This window comes from Halanaerobium saccharolyticum, assembly GCF_003259895.1.
Taxonomy (GTDB): Bacteria; Bacillota; Halanaerobiia; order Halanaerobiales; family Halanaerobiaceae; genus Halanaerobium; species Halanaerobium saccharolyticum_A.
The window spans coordinates 18784-35192 of record NZ_QLME01000007.1 but is presented as its reverse complement, the minus strand read 5'-3'; the positions used below and the strand labels follow the sequence as shown (position 1 = coordinate 35192).

Below are 16409 nucleotides of genomic sequence, written 5' to 3'. Positions count from 1 at the left end.
TCATGAACCCAGGTTTTTAAATGCCCTAATTTAGTCTCAGAAATTATTCTTCTTCAGTTTGAGACTCTGTTTTTTCTTCCCCGGAGGCAGCTTTTTCTTTTTTCTTTTTAACTGACTCAATTTTGTCAATTAGCTCAGGCACTTTGTCTATTAATTTGTCCAGTGAGCCTTTGTTTTTTACAGGCATCATTGTAACTTCCGAACCTCTAATCACTAAAATCGCATCAGGCGAAATTTTGCAGCCGACACCACCACCGCCACCTCCAGCTTTTTCTTCTTCTCCAATGCCACCGCCAAGACCAAAAGAAGCAGTAATAATTGGAATTAATGTAACTTCTCCAGCTTCAATAGGATCTCCAACAACTGTTTCGGTTTTTAAGAAATGATCAAGTTTTTCATACATGGTTTCCAGAACATTTTCAGTACTTTGCATTTGAATCATCCTTTCTTAGAATTTGATTTATAGACCTGCCAGAAAATTTTTAGACTTCTTATTGAAAAAATAAATTTCAAAAAATGAACAATAATTTGTAGCGGTATTATTTTACCACCTGTAGAACCCTCTGCTTCAAACATCACCTCCTGCCAGTTTATTCTTACTTTAAAATCTGGATAATCAAATAATTCTTTTAAAGTATAATAATAAGCCAGAAAAATTCCATTATAATAAGGATCAGCAAAGGAGAAGATAATATCCAATTTTAAATAATCCATTTTTAAAATTTTTAGAAGTTTTACAATGAATTTAAAAATATGCTTTAAATTTTTTTTATTAATCAATCTAAAATCAAAGTTAAAATTAGATTTAGATTGAGTTCTGGATTCTTCCTGCTTTCTTTTTTTGTTTTTAGCAATTTTATTAGTAATTTTTTCTTTAATTACTTTTTTGGATTTATTTTCTATAAATTTTGCCAGATTATTATCCTCTAAATTAAGTTCTTTTTTAAAATTTAAAACTTTTAAAAAAAGCGAACGCCTCTCTGAATCAGCAGAAAAGATAAGCTGCACAAAAAGTAAAGAACAGCTAAAACTTAATTTTAAATGTTTTTTGTATTCGAAATTAAAAGCATAATGGTATGGGAAAACTAATAATAGGATTATAAAGAAAATTACGAAAATTAGAAATAAAAATAAAAACTGCAGCAATTTATTTCCTCCTTTACACATTTATATTATACACAAAAAAACATTATTTGTATAGTGATAATTCTATCCGGAATTTAGTTAACTTTATTTAAATTGAATAAACTTAAAAAGAAATAAGCTATTTAATAGACATCAACAACTACTTTCGATATAATGATTTATAGTTATTAATTAAGAATAAGAGTTATTTGTCATCAGATAGTTATTAATTAGTAAATCAAATTTAAGAATATAATTTAGTGGAGGTAGAGAGTATGGAGTATATTAGTACTAGAGGAAATTATAAAAATGTAAGTTCGGCTGAAGCAATAAGTCTGGGAATGGTGCCCGAAGGTGGATTATTTGTACCTGAAGAGATACCGAAACTAGAATTAACAGAAATTATGGAGATGAAGGATCAAAGTTATCAGGAACTGGCAGTCTGGATCTTTAATAAGTTTTTAAGTGATTTTACTGAAGTAGAGATTGAAGAATCTGTAAAAGCTGCCTATCAGAAAGAAAGTTTTCCCCTGGCAGAAAAAACGCCGCTGGTTAAACTGGATCAAAATACCTATATTCTGGAATTATGGCACGGTCCAACTGCTGCCTTTAAAGATATGGCACTACAGATACTGCCCCAGCTTCTAGTGAGGGCAGTTAAGAAGCTGGAAGTAGAGAAGGAGATTGTGATTTTAGTTGCAACTTCTGGAGATACTGGTAAAGCAGCTCTGGAAGGATTTAAAGATGTAGAAGGAATAAAAATTATAGTATTTTATCCTGAAGACGGAGTCAGCAGAGTCCAGGAAGATCAGATGAAAACCACCGGTGGCAGCAATACAGAAGTTGTATCGTTAGAAGGCAATTTTGATGACTGCCAGACTGCAGTTAAAAACATATTTGCTGATAAAGAATTTAGAGCAAAATTGGAAGCAAATAATTTTCAATTTTCTTCTGCCAATTCTATAAACTGGGGTAGACTTCTGCCTCAGATAGTTTACTATTTTAAAGCATATTTTGAGATTATTAAGGATGGCGGAATTAAGACAGGAGATAAAATTAATATTGCTGTACCAACTGGTAATTTCGGTAATATTCTGGCGGCGTATTATGCCTATCAAATAGGGCTTCCGGTCAACAAATTTATCTGTGCTTCCAATGATAATAAAGTTCTGGCTGACTTTTTAGAAACTGGAATTTATGATATTGAACGCGAATTTAAGAAAACAATCAGTCCTTCAATGGATATTCTAATTTCTTCAAATCTGGAACGTTTTTTGTTTGAAATTACTGATCATAACAGCAGCAAAATTAATGAATGGTATCAAAAACTTAAAACTAAAAATAAATTTGAAGTTGATCAGCAGACCAAAACAAAAATTCAAAATCTTTTTAGTGGTCATTTTAGCACTGAGAAAGAAGCAAGAGAGGTAATTAAATCAACCTTTAATAATTTTAATTACTTACTTGATCCTCATACAGCAGTAGGGGTTGACTCTTTAAATAAGTACCGTCAGCAAAGTAAGGACCAAAAAATAGCAGTTATTGCTTCTACTGCCAATCCCTATAAGTTTAGCCGGGCAGTACTTGAATCATTAAAAGAAGAAAAAATTGAAGAGGATGAATATCGAATTATAGAAGAATTAAATAATCTAACCGCAGCTGAAGTTCACAGAGGTTTAAGGGGCTTAGAAGATATGGAAAGCAGACATCAGCACAGCTGTGATAAAAATACTGTTAAAGAAAAAGTTGCTGAAATTCTAAAACTTTAAAAATTAGGTGAATTTGATGGCTGAAAAAAGACTCTATTTTTTTGATAATGCAAAATTTATATTAATTACTCTAGTTTTAATAGGCCATTTTTTTGAACCATTACTGCAGGAAAATACTCTGGCAGAGGTTTTATATATCTTTATTTACAGTTTTCACATGCCGGCATTTATCTTCATTGCCGGCTATTTTAGTAATGTAAATGTTGAATTTAAATACTACTTAATTAAAAATATCAAAAGGCTGTTAATTCCTTATTTTATTTTTCAATTTCTTTATTTGGCTTTTAATTCACTATTAAATAACTATAGTTTAATTTTGAATTTTAAAAGACCGTTCTGGATTTTATGGTTTTTGCTTTCCTTATTTTTCTGGAGAGTTCTGATTTTTATTATAGAAAAGTTTAAAATTCCTGCAGTTTTCACTTTTTTAGCAGCCGTCGCTGCAGCTTTATTAATCGGCTTTACAGCTGAATTTGGCCGCATTTTTTCGGGATCAAGAACAGTTGTATTTTTCCCTTTTTTTATTCTGGGTTATTATTTCAAAAAATATTCTATAGCTGTTAGATATAAAAATTTAGATAACTATATTAGCCGCAAACTTATGTTTTTTATTTATACAGCAGAACTTATCTTTATTTATTTATTTTTGAATAATCTTAATCTGGAAATCTTATATGGAGCTGTTAGTTATTTTAGACTTGGGTCGGGTCTAAGCCAGGCATTATTAAACAGATTTTTGTTTTTAAATGCTGCTCTAATTAATCTATTTTTGTTTTTTAAAATTATCCCTGCTCAAAGAACATTAATTTCTAGCAGAGGAGCAAGAAGTATTTATCCCTTTTTATTACATGGTTTTATAATAATTATCCTGGATAAATTTGATTTATTTTATTTCTTAAATCCTGGTTTTAGTCTTTTTGTTAACCTGTTTTTGGCCCTGTTTTTTAGCTGGTTTTTATCATCCCAAAAAATTAGGAATATATTTAAATACATATTAGAATTTTAAATTGATCAATTTTAGGAGTGTAATGATGGCAATTTTTATTTCTTATTTACCGCTGTGGAAGGAAGCTTTTATCCTTGCCTGGCCGGTAATGCTTAACCATATATTTGTGACAGCAATGAGAACTACAGATATGATCTTAATGGGCTATTTTGGTCCGGCAGCAGTTACAGCTGTTGGACTGGGAGATGTCTGGGAAAGTATAATTTTAAGAATTGGTCTCGGGTTGGGAAGTGGGAGTATTTCTCTGATTTCCCAGGAAAGCGGTACTAACACAGCTGCAGCAAAGGCTAATAAAGATTTAATTTTATCACAGGTTATTTTTGTTTCTCTGATTATTGGAATACCCTTTATTTTTATAGCTCTTTTCTTTGCTGAGCAGATGATTGCTCTGCTTGGAGCTGCTCCGGAAGTTATAGAATTAGGAGCACAGTATCTGATGATAATTTTTGCAGCTGCTCCTTTTAGAATTATTTCTATAATTGCGGCCCGGGCTCTGCAGGGAAGTGGAGATACCAGGACTCCGATGGTTGTAGAAGTTATTTCCAATATAATTAATATTTTGGTTTCTGTGGGGCTGGCTTTAGGGATTGGTTTTTTACCAGAAATCGGTGTCCCTGGAGTTGGTATTGGAACCTTTACTGCTAAAACTCTCTCAGCGGTCATCTTTATCCTGATATTTTTAAGTTCAAAAAGCGAATTTAACCTAAAAAATCCAATTAAATACTGGGATTTTATCCTGATCAAACAATTATTTAAAGTAAGTGCTCCCAAAATTACCGAAGGGCTTTATCAGAGCTTAATTACCTTCCCTTTTAACTCCATTTTACTTCTTTTTGGAACAGAAGTAGCTGCCGCCTATCATATTGCAAGACGGATTTTTCAGCAGTTAATTGCTCCGATGCATCGCTCATATTATACAGTGACTGCAATTTTGAGCGGTCAAAAGATTGGAGCTGCTAAAGTTGAAGCAAGCAAAAAAACAGTAGAGGCAATGCTTATTTTGACCCTGGTTTCTATTGGTAGTTTTTCGCTTTTAATCTTTCTTACATCTCCTTATTTAGTTAGACTATTTGGAGATAATCCGGAAACACTGCAGATTGCAGTCCGCTTTTTGAAAGCATTAAGTATTGGAGGGCCTTTAATTACAATTTATGGGGTGCTGGCTGGTCACTTAAATGGGGCCGGAAATACTAAATCAGCATTATACGGCAATTTGCTTTCTCAAACTTTATTAAAGCTTGGTTTAAGTTATTTACTGGGGGTTTTCTTTGACCTGGGATTACTTGGTATTTTAATAGCTCTACCGGCTGACTTTTTTGGGAGAGCAATCTGGGTTGGACGTAAATATTTAAGTGATGACTGGATTGCAGAGGCTGATTTGATGATTTCTGAGAGAAGAGATCAGAGAAGTGATACTTGATAATAATAAATTATCATTATAGTGTAATTAATATAAAAAAACAGCAAAATTTTGCAGGTTAAAAAGTTAAGACAGAGAATTATTTAAGTAGAGTCAAACAAAAGGAATTTAATCATGTTTACAGAAGGGAGCCGGGCCAATTAAAAGACAGAAAATATACCAAAAATTAAAATTATATGAGGACAAAACTTTACTTTTAATTTGTGTTATTTTGCTGCTGGTCTTACTAATTGCCTTGATTGTTTATTATACTGGTGGAACCAGATTTAGTTATGCCCATCTAATTTATGTCCCTATTATTTTAGCTGCTTATTTTTATAAAATAAAGGGAGGAGTAATTACTGCTGTTACAGGCGGGCTGTTCCTGGGTCCATTTATGCCTTTAAATACAGATACTATGGTCAGTCAGGGTCTGGAAAATTGGAGCTTCCGTATGAGTATGTTGATTATTATCGGTGCTTTTTCTGGTTATTTATTTTCTCTGCTGGAAAGTCAGCTGGAAAAGGTTAATCAGATTGCCTATTATGATCCAGAAACCGGACTTCCAAATAAAATAAAATTAAAGCAGGCTATGGAAACAGAAATTGCTGCAGAAAATGATTTTTATTTAATTATCTTAAGCATTAATAATTTTATTGATATTTATAAAGTTATCGGTTTCATGAATTTTAGCAATTATATTAAAGAACTGCTGCAGTATATTAAAAATTTTAAGAATCTCAAAAATAAAATCTATTATATTAATGAAAATAAATACGGGATAATTTTAAAAAAAGAAGAAAACGAAGAACTGTTAATTTATCTCAATAAATTTGTTGAGTACATGGACCATGCGGTTAAATTTAATCATCTTTCTATATTTAATGATATTAGCCTCGGGATTAGTAATTATCCAGAACAGAGCCAGATAGCAGATGAACTGCTGGATCAAGCATTTGTTGCCTTAAAAAAAGCAAATAGTAAAAAACTTCAGTTCTGGCAGTATCAGCAGGAAGATAGCAATTTTAAAGATAATAATATCCAGATCCTGGCCGATATAAATCAATCAATTATTAATAATGATTTTGAAATATATTATCAGCCTAAAATTAATCTGCTTAACAACAATGTGGAAACCTTAGAGGCTCTAATCAGGTGGAATCATCCACAAAAAGGTTTTATGTCACCGGGAAAATTCATTCCAATTGTAGAACAGAGCAGTTTGATAGAACCGCTGACAGAATGGGTGATTAAGCAGGTTTTAAGTGATATTGACCAATTTAATCAAAATAAGGAAAAGGAAAATTATTCGATTGCAATCAACATTTCTGCTCGTAATCTGCAGCATCCGAATTTTGCTGAGAGCTTAATCAAAAATTTAGAGTTATTTAAGATAAATCCGGAACGTTTGAGCCTTGAGATTACAGAGACTGATCTTATTTTGGAAATTAAGGAAAACATAAAAAAATTGCAGCGGCTAAAACAAAAAGGAATTAAAATATATCTTGATGACTTTGGTAAAGGCTATTCATCCTTAAAATATTTAAAAGAGCTGCCTGTAGATTATCTCAAAATTGATCGTTACTTTATTAAAAATATTGGGGAGGAAAAAGCAACAGAAAATATTATCAACTCAATTATAAATATGGCTCATGCGCTTGACTTAAAGGTAGTTGCAGAGGGAGTTGAGACTAAAGAACAGCTTGATTTCTTAACTGGACTTAATTGCGATTATGCTCAGGGCTACTATTTTGCCAGACCGGATACTAAAGAAAATATTATTAAGTGGCTGGCTGAAGAAGAAAAGTATAATTTTAACTAAGAGTAATCTATTATATAAGATAAATAATAGTGTAGATTATTATAATTAAAGTTTCAAAAAATATTGAAAGGGGTATTTCGCTAAATGAATTTTAGAAAAGCTGAAACTAGGGATATTCCAGAAATTATAAAAATTATTACTGCTGCCCAGAACTATTTAAGTAAACAGGGAATTGATCAGTGGCAGAATAATTATCCCAATCAAGAAACGATAAAAGAAGATATTAAGCAGGGCAATTCATATTTAATCCAGCAGGGAAATAAAATTGTTGCCACAGCCGCGATTATTTTTGCTAAAGATCCAACCTATGATTATATTGAGAATGGAGATTGGATTACTGAGGGAAAGTATGGAGTTATTCACCGGGCCGCAGTTGCAGCAGAATATAAGGGTCAGGCTATCATGGCTGAGATCTTTAAAAAAACATATAAACTGGCCAGGAGAGAAAATGCAGAGAGTATTCGCATTGACACTCATCCTGATAATTTTGCCATGCACCGGGCCATAGAAAAAGAGAGTTTTAAATACTGCGGAATTATTTACACCAGTGATGGCAGTAAGCGGCTGGCCTATGAAAAAGTAATTTCTAACACTTAAGAAAGGAGTAATAGATGAAAGATCTGAAATATTTAAAACTACTATCAGAACAGTTTCCAAATATTCCTGCTGTAAGTACAGAAATTATAAACTTGAAAGCTATTTTGAACTTACCGAAGAGTACAGAACACTTTTTAACTGATTTACATGGAGAAGCCGAAGCATTTAAATATATGCTTAAAACTGCTTCAGGAGTGATTGAGTATAAGATTGATCAAATATTTGAAGATAAGTTAACTGACACTGAAAAAAGAGAACTGGCAACTTTAATTTTTTATCCAAAAACAAAAATGAAAGAATTGGAAGAAAGAGGAGGAATCCCTCCGGAATGGTACAAAGAAGCACTTGATTATATGGTGCAGATTTCTCAGGAAGTATCTTCAATTTACACCAGATCCAAAGTGAGAAAAGCACTTCCGGAAAAATTTGCTTATATTATCGAAGAACTGCTGCATATTAAAGAAGGTGATCCCAATAAAAAGGACTACAAAGCAAAAATTTTAACAACAATTATTGAGGTCGGTCAGGCAAGAGAGTTTATTATTGCGCTGTCAGAGCTGATTCAGACTTTTGCTGTTGATAAACTACATATTATAGGGGACATCTTTGATCGTGGTCCGACTCCGGATGTAATTATGGATTTTTTAAAGGAGCATCATAATGTTGATGTCCAGTGGGGCAATCACGATATTTTGTGGATGGGAGCATCTTTAGGACAGCAGGCGTTGATTGCCACTGCTTTAAGAGTTGCTCTTCGCTATGGGAATCTAGAATTTTTAGAAGAAGGTTATGGAATTAATATGCGGCCTCTGGCCAGATTTGCAATGAATCATTATCAAAATTTGGAGGAAGAAATATATCAGCCTCGCTTGATCAACAGAGAATTAGATGAAAATGAAATTAAGATTATGTCCCAGATGCATAAAGCTATTGCGGTCATTCAATTTAAATTGGAGGGGCAGTTGATTAAAAAGAGGCCTGAATTTGAAATGAATGAGGCCCTTTATTTAGAAAAAATTGACTATGAAAAGGGAGTTTTAAATTTAGGAGAAAAAAAGTATCAGCTGACAGATAAAAATTTACCTACAATTTCTCCCGAAGACCCTTATAGCTTGAGTGAATGGGAAGAAGAGGTAATTAAACAGCTGAGTTATTCTTTTAAAAATAATGATAAATTACAGGAAGATGTTAGATTTTTATACAACAACGGCAGCATGTATAAAAAGTATAATGGTAATCTTTTATTTCACGGCTGTGTACCAATGGCTGAAAATGGAGATTTTTCTGAGGTTGAAGTTGATGGAGAAAAATACAGCGGCAAAAAACTGATGGACTTTTTTGATGATATTATTCGCCGCAGTTATTCTAATCAGGAAGCGGAGGCTGAGTTTAAAGACTGGCTCTGGTATCTCTGGCGGGGAGAATTATCACCACTTTTTGGAAAGGATAGAATGACTACCTTTTTGCGATATTTTACTGATGAGGAAGAGGATAAACTCTACCAAGAAAATATGAATCCCTATTATCAAGCCAGAGAAAATGAGTATATCTGCAAAAAAATTCTGGTTGAATTCGGACTTGATCCAGAAACAGGTCATATTATTAATGGTCATACACCTGTAGCTGAAAAAAAGGGAGAGAGTCCAGTTAAAGGTAATGGTAGACTGCTGGTTATTGATGGGGGTATTTCTGCCGCCTATCATGAAAAAACGGGAATAGCAGGCTATACTCTGACTTACAGCAATACAAAGATGCGATTAATCTCACATGAACCGTTTATCAGCAAAAAAAATGCCCTGCATAAAGACAGCAGGGACACAATTTCGGCTACCGAAGTATTGAAATTTAAGCAGCCCCAAAAAATAGCTGATACTGATATTGGTAAAAAATTAAGTGAAGATGTGGAATATTTAATGCAGCTGCTTGAGGCGTATAAAGATGGTATTATTAGAGAAAAGTATAATTAATTTAACTGTTGATAGACTTCTTCAGCTAAATAAGAACTTCTAACATGAGGACCGGAGGAGACCGCTTTAAAACCGCGGGCCAGAGCTTTTTCTTTTAGCTCGGCAAACTTCTCCGGTTTGATATATTCTGCCACTTCAATATTTTCATTTGATGGCTGGAGGTACTGACCCATAGTTAAAATTTCTACTCCGGCTGTCAATAAATCATCCCAGAGTTGAATTAGTTCTGTTTCACTTTCTCCCAAACCGAGCATTACTCCTGATTTAACTAAAATATTTTTGTCTGCCTCTGCAACCTTCTTTAAAACTCTCAGTGACTGCTGATAATCAGCCTGAGGTCGAACCTGATCATAAAGAGAAGCTACAGTCTCAATGTTATGATTAAATATTTCCGGTTTGGCCTTAATAATCTTATCGACTGCCGGCTGGTATTCATTAAAGTCAGGAGTTAAAACTTCGATTGAAACTTCAGGTGTTCTTTTTCTGATGGCTTTGATCACGCTTACAAACTGTTCCGCTCCTCCATCTTTTAGATCATCCCGGGTCACAGATGTAATAACTGCATGTTTTAATTTCAGTTTTTCCACTGCTTCTGCAACTCTTTCGGCTTCAGCTGGATCTATCTTTTCTGGTTTATGCTGATGGGATACCGAACAGAACCGGCAGCTGCGGGTACAGTATTGCCCCAGAATCATAAAGGTGGCAGTTTTTTTGCTGTAGCATTCCCCGATATTGGGACAGCGGGCGTTTTTACAGACAGTATTTACTTCTAAATCTTTAAGCATATTTCTGGTAGCCAGCATACCTTTCTGCAGTGGATCCTTCTGGCGCAGCCAGGCTGGCAGTCTTTTGCGAGAATTATTATTTTTATTAGTCATTCTAAAACTCCTTTTTTCTATAATTATGTATAAAAATATATTTTTAATATTTATCGTTTAAAATTCCAGTCTTGAGTTTGATATTTTTCTAAAACCAGTTTTTGAGCAAGTTTTATCTCTGCCGCTGTTAATTTGCCTTCTGTTAATTCTATTCCCAGAGACTGAGACAGGCCGGCAGCTATAGCATTTTCTAATTCAGAATGCGAAAAATTATAACCTGCTTTTCTAAGAGATGTTGATTTTAAAGTAAAAATTCTGCTCGCTTTTTTTCGCTGCTGTTCAGAACTGTAATTTAGAAGTTTAAAAATTTTTTCTGCATTGATTGCAAGCGGCAGAGACCCGTGCTGCAGGATTGTACCATCTTTTCTCCGCTGAGCACTGCCGATAAGTTTTTTGTTATTTAAAATCACTTCATACCAGGAAGGTGCATCAAAACAAGCAGCTGAATGGCCAACAGGTGCTTTTTTACCTCGCTCCACAGCTTTTAGTTCAGCCGGGATACCCAGCAGCTGCTGCAGTCCTCTGACCAGACCACTGCTGATCTGCTGATAACTTTTTTCTATAGAATCAGCCAGCAGATTAAAATCTTCTCTAATAATTAAACTGTAGGTTAATTCCTGATCATGGAGAATGGCTCTTCCCCCAGTTAAACGCCGGACAAGATCAATTTCTTCTTCCTGACACTTTGGATAATTTATTTCTTCTTTAGCCTTTTGAAAATAGCCGAGAGAAAGAGCTGCTGGTTTCCAGCTGTAAAAGCGCAGAGTAGGTGGAACCTTATTTTTACTGTGTAAAATCATTATAGCTTCATCAACTGCCATATTATAAAAAGCATTACTGCTCCTATTTGTAAGCAAACGCCATGTCTCCAAACTAATTACCTCCTCCTATAAAAATATCACTATAAATAATATTCTATTTAAATTATACAGGTCCTTTATTTTTAATCTACATCTACCGGGATCTGTCGGTCTATATTTAAATTTGTTTAATTTTATTAAGCAAAAATACAGCAAATAATTAAATCAAAAGCCCCTCTTTTGACCATTCCAGGGCGGTTTTTTGTCATTTTTAAATTCTTCAACTCCTGGCCCTCCCAGCTTATTTAAACGCCAGATTCCATAAATATAACTGATCACCAATACTACTATGATAACAGGCCAGCTCAGAATAATATTTACCAAGGCTAAATTTAAAACAGCCTGATTGTAAAATAAGTTGAGCTGAATAATAAGCCGCAGAGCAAAGTAAAAAGCCCAGAAAATTGTAACCTCCCGGTAAGCAGGTTTAATATCATCCCGCCAGAACCATTTTAAGGGCCAGCCGTGGCTTAAATGACTGGCCCAGGCTGCCAGAGGTTTACCGATCAGCAGAGAAATGACTGCAGCCAGCAGCAAAAAAGCAGAAGAGCTCAGGGCCGGAATAAAATAATTACTGGCATTTTCGCTTAAATAAGCAAGTGAGGAAGCAAAAATTACCCCAGCCAGGCCTCCGAGAGCATATTTCCAATTTTCTTTTTTGATCACCCGTCTGCCAAAGTTAAATATGGCTGCTGTCACAGCCAGAATAACTGCCGGAACAAGTTCAAAAAGAGAATTGCTGACAGCATAGATTAGAGGTGGCAGCAGAGCATCAAAGGTTTTATTTAAAAATATTGACTGTAATTCTTCTAGAATTTCTTTTTTACTTACACCCATTTTTATTGCTCCTTATTAATAATTTTAATTTCTAATCTTCAACTATAAGATTATTATATATAATTATTGCTATTCTGGCAAAAATTAGAGAATTTTTAGAGGATTTTGCAGTTTAATCTTGAATGATTATATTAATAAAGGTATATCACTATAATGATTTTGAAGGATGATCTTATGGATTTAAAAATTGAAGAACAACCCAATAAAAAATTAATGCTTACAATTCATCTTTACTATTTAATCCTGCTTTTAATTCTAATTGCAAAATTTATATTTGGAGAAGTTGAAAGCCTGGATGACTATATTTTTGGTTTATTTTATTTAGTTATTTTATTTTTTATTATGGAAATGATGCTTAAAATTACATTTGATAAAAAACCTCTTTTTATCTGGATGGGTCAGACATTCTTCTATACGATATTTTTGTTTTTAGAATACCACATTATTGTCAAAATTTTTATACTTTATCAGGTTCTTGCTGGAGCATTTTCCAGTGCTCAGCAGATTATGAACTTCAAAAAGCAGAATGAAAAAGTTAAATTTTTAAGTTTTCATGATGAGATGACGGGTTTATATAACAGAAGATATTTTGAAAATAAACTGGAAGAATTAAATAACCCCAGCCGTTATAATCTTTCTGTGATTATTGCTGATATTAATAATTTGAAAATAATTAATGATAATTACGGCCATAAAAAAGGGGATCAATATATAAAAGAAACTGCAGATTTGCTGAAGTCAGTCACCCGCGAAAAAGATATAATTTCCAGGATTGGTGGAGATGAATTTGCAATAATTTTACCAGACACCAATAAAAAAGAATGTTCTCAGATTATTAAAAGAATAAAGAGAAAGGCAAAAAAACATCCGGAAAAATATTTTAGCATTGCCTTTGGTTATATCTATAACAGCCAGAATTATAAAACTCTAGAAGCCATGATTAATGCAGCCGATCGAAAAATGTATCATAATAAGAAAAAAATTAAACAAAATTTAAATTTTAATTTCAAACGGAAAAACAGCTGGAATAATTAGCTGTTGGAGGATGTGATTATAATCAAAAAAATTAAATTTAGAATTTATTCTTACTTAAATGATTTTATTAAAATTGAGTCACAAAAAAATCTAAAATTAATAGATGAACGCTATTATATACACCATTATCGGGGCAGGCAGACAATTAAAGATAGAATTGAAAGTATCGGTGTCCCCCATCCGGAAGTGGCTCTGATTTTGAATAATTCTAGAGCAGTTGACTTTTCATATCTGGTTCAGTCCGGTGATTTTTTTTCAATCTATCCTCATCTTTATACTTTTAAACTGCCAGAAGAAGTAAAATTATTAAATGAATATTCAGAAAAACCAAAATTTATTTTAGATGTTCACCTGGGGCGGCTGGCTCGCTATCTTCGTCGTTTTGGTTTTGACACAGCCTACAGAAATGATTATCAAGATCGGGAAATTGTTGATCAGGCAGTCAGCGAAAAAAGAATTATTTTAAGCAGAGATCGAGGGCTATTGATGCGGAAACGAGTAAAGTGGGCTAAATTCATCTGGAGTGATGACCCAAAAAAACAGTTAAAAGAAGTTTTTGACCGCTTTCAGCTTGCTCAATATTATCAGGGCCAAGAAAGCCGCTGTGTTAACTGCAACACTAAATTAGTGGATATTGATAAAGAAAAAATTATAGAGAGACTGGAGCCTAAAACAAAAAAATATTTTGATGATTTTAAATACTGTCCCCGGTGTGACAAAATATACTGGTGTGGTTCTCACTATGAGAAGACCGAAAAAATGCTAACTAAATTAAAACAGCAGAAATCGAATACTCAGTAAAATTAAAGGTATTAGTAGATTTATGATATAATAAATTTAAAAGTATTGAATAGGAGGTGGCTAAAATGGCTGAATATGTAATTGGTGATATTCATGGAGAAATAGATGAACTGGAGAAAATTATGGAAAAAATTAATTATGATTCTGCCCAGGATAAATTGATTTTCGTAGGGGATTATGTAGACCGAGGTGCTGATTCCTATCAGGTTTATAAATATATCAAAAAACTGGATAACGGGAAAAATATTTTTTTAAGAGGTAATCACGAGGAAATGATGATTGATGCTGTTTTAAATAACAATAACATTGACCTCTGGTATCATAATGGAGGTCAAAAAACAGAGTCTGGTTTTCCAGATCGTTCTGAACTAAAAAAAGCTGCTCAATATTTTGATTCACTACCATATTATCACGCCACTGAAGACTATATTTTTGTTCATGCTGGAATTAATCCCTCAAAAAGTCTGGAAGAACAGACAAAACACGATCTCGTCTGGATCAGACAGCCATTTTTGGGAGCGAAAAGTGAGGACTTTAAAGAAAATAGAACTGTAGTTGCCGGTCATACTCCAGTTGCTGAAGTAAGATTTGGAAACAATAAAATTCTGGTAGATACTGGAGCCGGTAAAGGTGGAATTTTAAGCGCAGTCAATTTAAAAACTAAAGAAGTTTACAGTACAAGTGATCAGAATCCAATTGCCTCACTCTTATTTTAAGGTGATTGAAGGTGGTTAAAAAGGAAAAGATAAATAATAATAAATCTAAAAATTTAAAATAAATTGAAATCAAATAAGAGTTTAACTAAAAGCGCTGCTCCAGCTTCAGGAACAGCGCTTAATTTCTTATTAGATCAAATTATTATCTTATCTCCTGTTATAAACTATTTCGATTTATTCACTTTTAAAAATGAAGCTGCCGCTGAATGCATAAATAACTGCAATAATTGGAGCCAGAAATGATAAAAATGTATAGGGGATATAACCAAAACCAATATCCATTACATTTTGAATATAAACCGAAACAACACCCCAGGGTAGAATTGAACAGCCGAGGGTAGAAGCGGTTTCTAATGATCTAGAAAGTACACTGGTTTTAATTTTCATTTTCTGATAAGCAGGAGCCAGGGTCCGGCCAGGAATAACAATTGAGACAAACATTTCTCCGGTTGCTAAAAGCATAATATAGGCTGAGCTTAAAGAAATTAAGATTAAATCTCTGGGCTTTTTTATAAAAGCAAGCATCGAATCTAAAATAACTTCTAAAATTCTTGCTTTTTCTAAAATTCCTCCCATTGCAGTACCAGCCATAATAATGGCAACTGTACTCATCATATTATTGATTCCGCCCTGAGTTAAAAGGCTATCTAAGAGTTCCAGTCCGGTATCAGCCTGATAACCATTAGCTGCTGCATTTAAGATTTCAGCAAAAGAGGCTCCCTGAGTTAAGACTGCAAAAATGGACGCAGTGATAAAGCTAAGCGAAAGAGACGCAATTGCCGGTACCTTAAATAATGAGAGCAGCAGCATCAGAATCGGTGGGACCAGAGTCCAGGAAGTTATATTAAAGTTCTGCTCTAAATTACTCAAAATTTGATTAACATTAGCCAGATCTACACCACTTTCTAAATAAAAGGAGCCGATGACTGTATATAAAAGCAGGCTGATTAAAGCAGCCGGCAGAGATATGTAGAGCATTGATTTAATATGCTCAAAAAGATCGGTACTGCTCATTGCAGCAGTTAAATTAGTCGAATCTGACATCGGCGAAATTTTATCGCCGAGCATCGCTCCCGAAACTATTGCCCCAACAGTAATCGCCTTTGGTACACCCAGTCCTTCTGCCACACCCAGGAGAACAATTCCCATGGTGGCAATTGTTCCAAAAGAACTTCCAATTAAAATTGAAGTAACTGCAGCCAGTAAAAAAGCAGCTGGTAAAAATATACTGGGACTTAAAAGTTCAAGACCATAATAAACCATAGTCTGGATAGTTCCTGATAATATCCAGCTTCCAATCACCATTCCAATAATAATTAGAATTAAAGAGGCTCCGAGAGCATTTTTAATTCCATTGATCATTCCGCTCTCAATTTCTTTCCAGCTTAATCCCAGATAGAGGGCAAATAAAGCAGCAGTCATTGCTCCCAGGACCAGAGCAGTTTCGAGGACTAAGGCAGTTCGAATAGAAAATAAGATAACTACAATAACTGTTATTAGAGTAATAACAGCAATCCTTGAATCAGGTTTTTGAATATCTTTTTTAGTCATTTTTTATCAAATCCTTATATTTATATTTATGTTCGATAAATTTTAC

The 16409-nt window shown here is 33.7% G+C and carries 15 protein-coding genes; 9 read left to right on the top strand and 6 right to left on the bottom strand.

Going from position 1 to position 16409, the window contains the following annotated elements:
• Positions 1–43 precede the first annotated feature (43 nt).
• Entirely contained in the window at positions 44–433 is a 390-nt protein-coding gene (locus C7958_RS06405) for a GerW family sporulation protein (protein ID WP_111571847.1), read from the bottom strand.
• 5 nt (positions 434–438) lie between these two features.
• Complete coding sequence (locus C7958_RS06400; RefSeq protein WP_111571846.1) at positions 439–1146, bottom strand: hypothetical protein; 708 nt, start codon at positions 1144–1146, stop codon at positions 439–441.
• Between the two features lie 254 nt (positions 1147–1400).
• Here C7958_RS06400 and thrC point away from each other — a divergent pair, with 254 nt between their 5' ends.
• From thrC to C7958_RS06370, 6 genes are all read left to right on the top strand, one after another.
• Positions 1401–2894, top strand: coding sequence for a threonine synthase (gene thrC / locus C7958_RS06395; RefSeq protein WP_111571845.1), 1494 nt, complete (start codon positions 1401–1403; stop codon positions 2892–2894).
• Positions 2895–2910: 16 nt separating this feature from the next.
• Positions 2911–3900, top strand: a complete 990-nt coding sequence (locus C7958_RS06390) for an acyltransferase family protein (RefSeq protein ID WP_111571844.1) — start codon at positions 2911–2913, stop codon at positions 3898–3900.
• Positions 3901–3925: 25 nt separating this feature from the next.
• The gene (locus C7958_RS06385) at positions 3926–5320 is read left to right on the top strand and encodes an MATE family efflux transporter (RefSeq protein ID WP_166668486.1); all 1395 of its coding nucleotides are present in this window, start codon (positions 3926–3928) and stop codon (positions 5318–5320) included.
• A 235-nt stretch (positions 5321–5555) separates the two neighbouring features.
• Complete coding sequence (locus C7958_RS06380; protein WP_133960277.1) at positions 5556–7121, top strand: putative bifunctional diguanylate cyclase/phosphodiesterase; 1566 nt, start codon at positions 5556–5558, stop codon at positions 7119–7121.
• Positions 7122–7205: 84 nt separating this feature from the next.
• Positions 7206–7718 (top strand): GNAT family N-acetyltransferase, encoded by a 513-nt coding sequence (locus tag C7958_RS06375; protein ID WP_111571841.1) that lies wholly within the window; start codon positions 7206–7208, stop codon positions 7716–7718.
• Positions 7719–7732: 14 nt separating this feature from the next.
• Entirely contained in the window at positions 7733–9685 is a 1953-nt protein-coding gene (locus C7958_RS06370) for a fructose-1,6-bisphosphatase (protein ID WP_111571840.1), read from the top strand.
• Here the strand turns inward: C7958_RS06370 and lipA are convergent.
• The 3 genes from lipA to C7958_RS06355 form a co-directional block, all read right to left on the bottom strand.
• Positions 9682–10563 (bottom strand): lipoyl synthase, encoded by an 882-nt coding sequence (gene lipA, locus C7958_RS06365; protein WP_111571839.1) that lies wholly within the window; start codon positions 10561–10563, stop codon positions 9682–9684. The two genes, C7958_RS06370 and lipA, sit on opposite strands and share 4 nt — an antisense overlap.
• 50 nt (positions 10564–10613) lie before the next feature.
• Positions 10614–11435 (bottom strand): lipoate--protein ligase family protein, encoded by an 822-nt coding sequence (locus C7958_RS06360; protein ID WP_111571838.1) that lies wholly within the window; start codon positions 11433–11435, stop codon positions 10614–10616.
• A 153-nt stretch (positions 11436–11588) separates the two neighbouring features.
• Positions 11589–12260, bottom strand: a complete 672-nt coding sequence (locus C7958_RS06355; RefSeq protein WP_111571837.1) for a DUF3159 domain-containing protein — start codon at positions 12258–12260, stop codon at positions 11589–11591.
• Between the two features lie 174 nt (positions 12261–12434).
• On the opposite strand from C7958_RS06355, the gene C7958_RS06350 reads away from it, so the two are divergent.
• The 3 genes from C7958_RS06350 to C7958_RS06340 all read left to right on the top strand — a co-directional run bounded on the left by C7958_RS06350 (position 12435) and on the right by C7958_RS06340 (position 14812).
• A complete protein-coding gene (locus C7958_RS06350) occupies positions 12435–13295 on the top strand; it encodes a GGDEF domain-containing protein (RefSeq protein WP_166668485.1) in 861 nt (286 codons plus the stop codon).
• Positions 13296–13307: 12 nt separating this feature from the next.
• On the top strand, positions 13308–14096 hold the full coding sequence (locus tag C7958_RS06345) for a Mut7-C RNAse domain-containing protein (protein ID WP_133960276.1): 789 nt from the start codon (positions 13308–13310) through the stop codon (positions 14094–14096).
• A 65-nt stretch (positions 14097–14161) separates the two neighbouring features.
• On the top strand, positions 14162–14812 hold the full coding sequence (locus tag C7958_RS06340) for a metallophosphoesterase family protein (protein WP_111571834.1): 651 nt from the start codon (positions 14162–14164) through the stop codon (positions 14810–14812).
• Between the two features lie 174 nt (positions 14813–14986).
• On the opposite strand, the gene nhaC is transcribed toward C7958_RS06340, so the two are convergent.
• On the bottom strand, positions 14987–16363 hold the full coding sequence (gene nhaC / locus C7958_RS06335) for a Na+/H+ antiporter NhaC (RefSeq protein WP_111571833.1): 1377 nt from the start codon (positions 16361–16363) through the stop codon (positions 14987–14989).
• Positions 16364–16409: the final 46 nt, after the last annotated feature.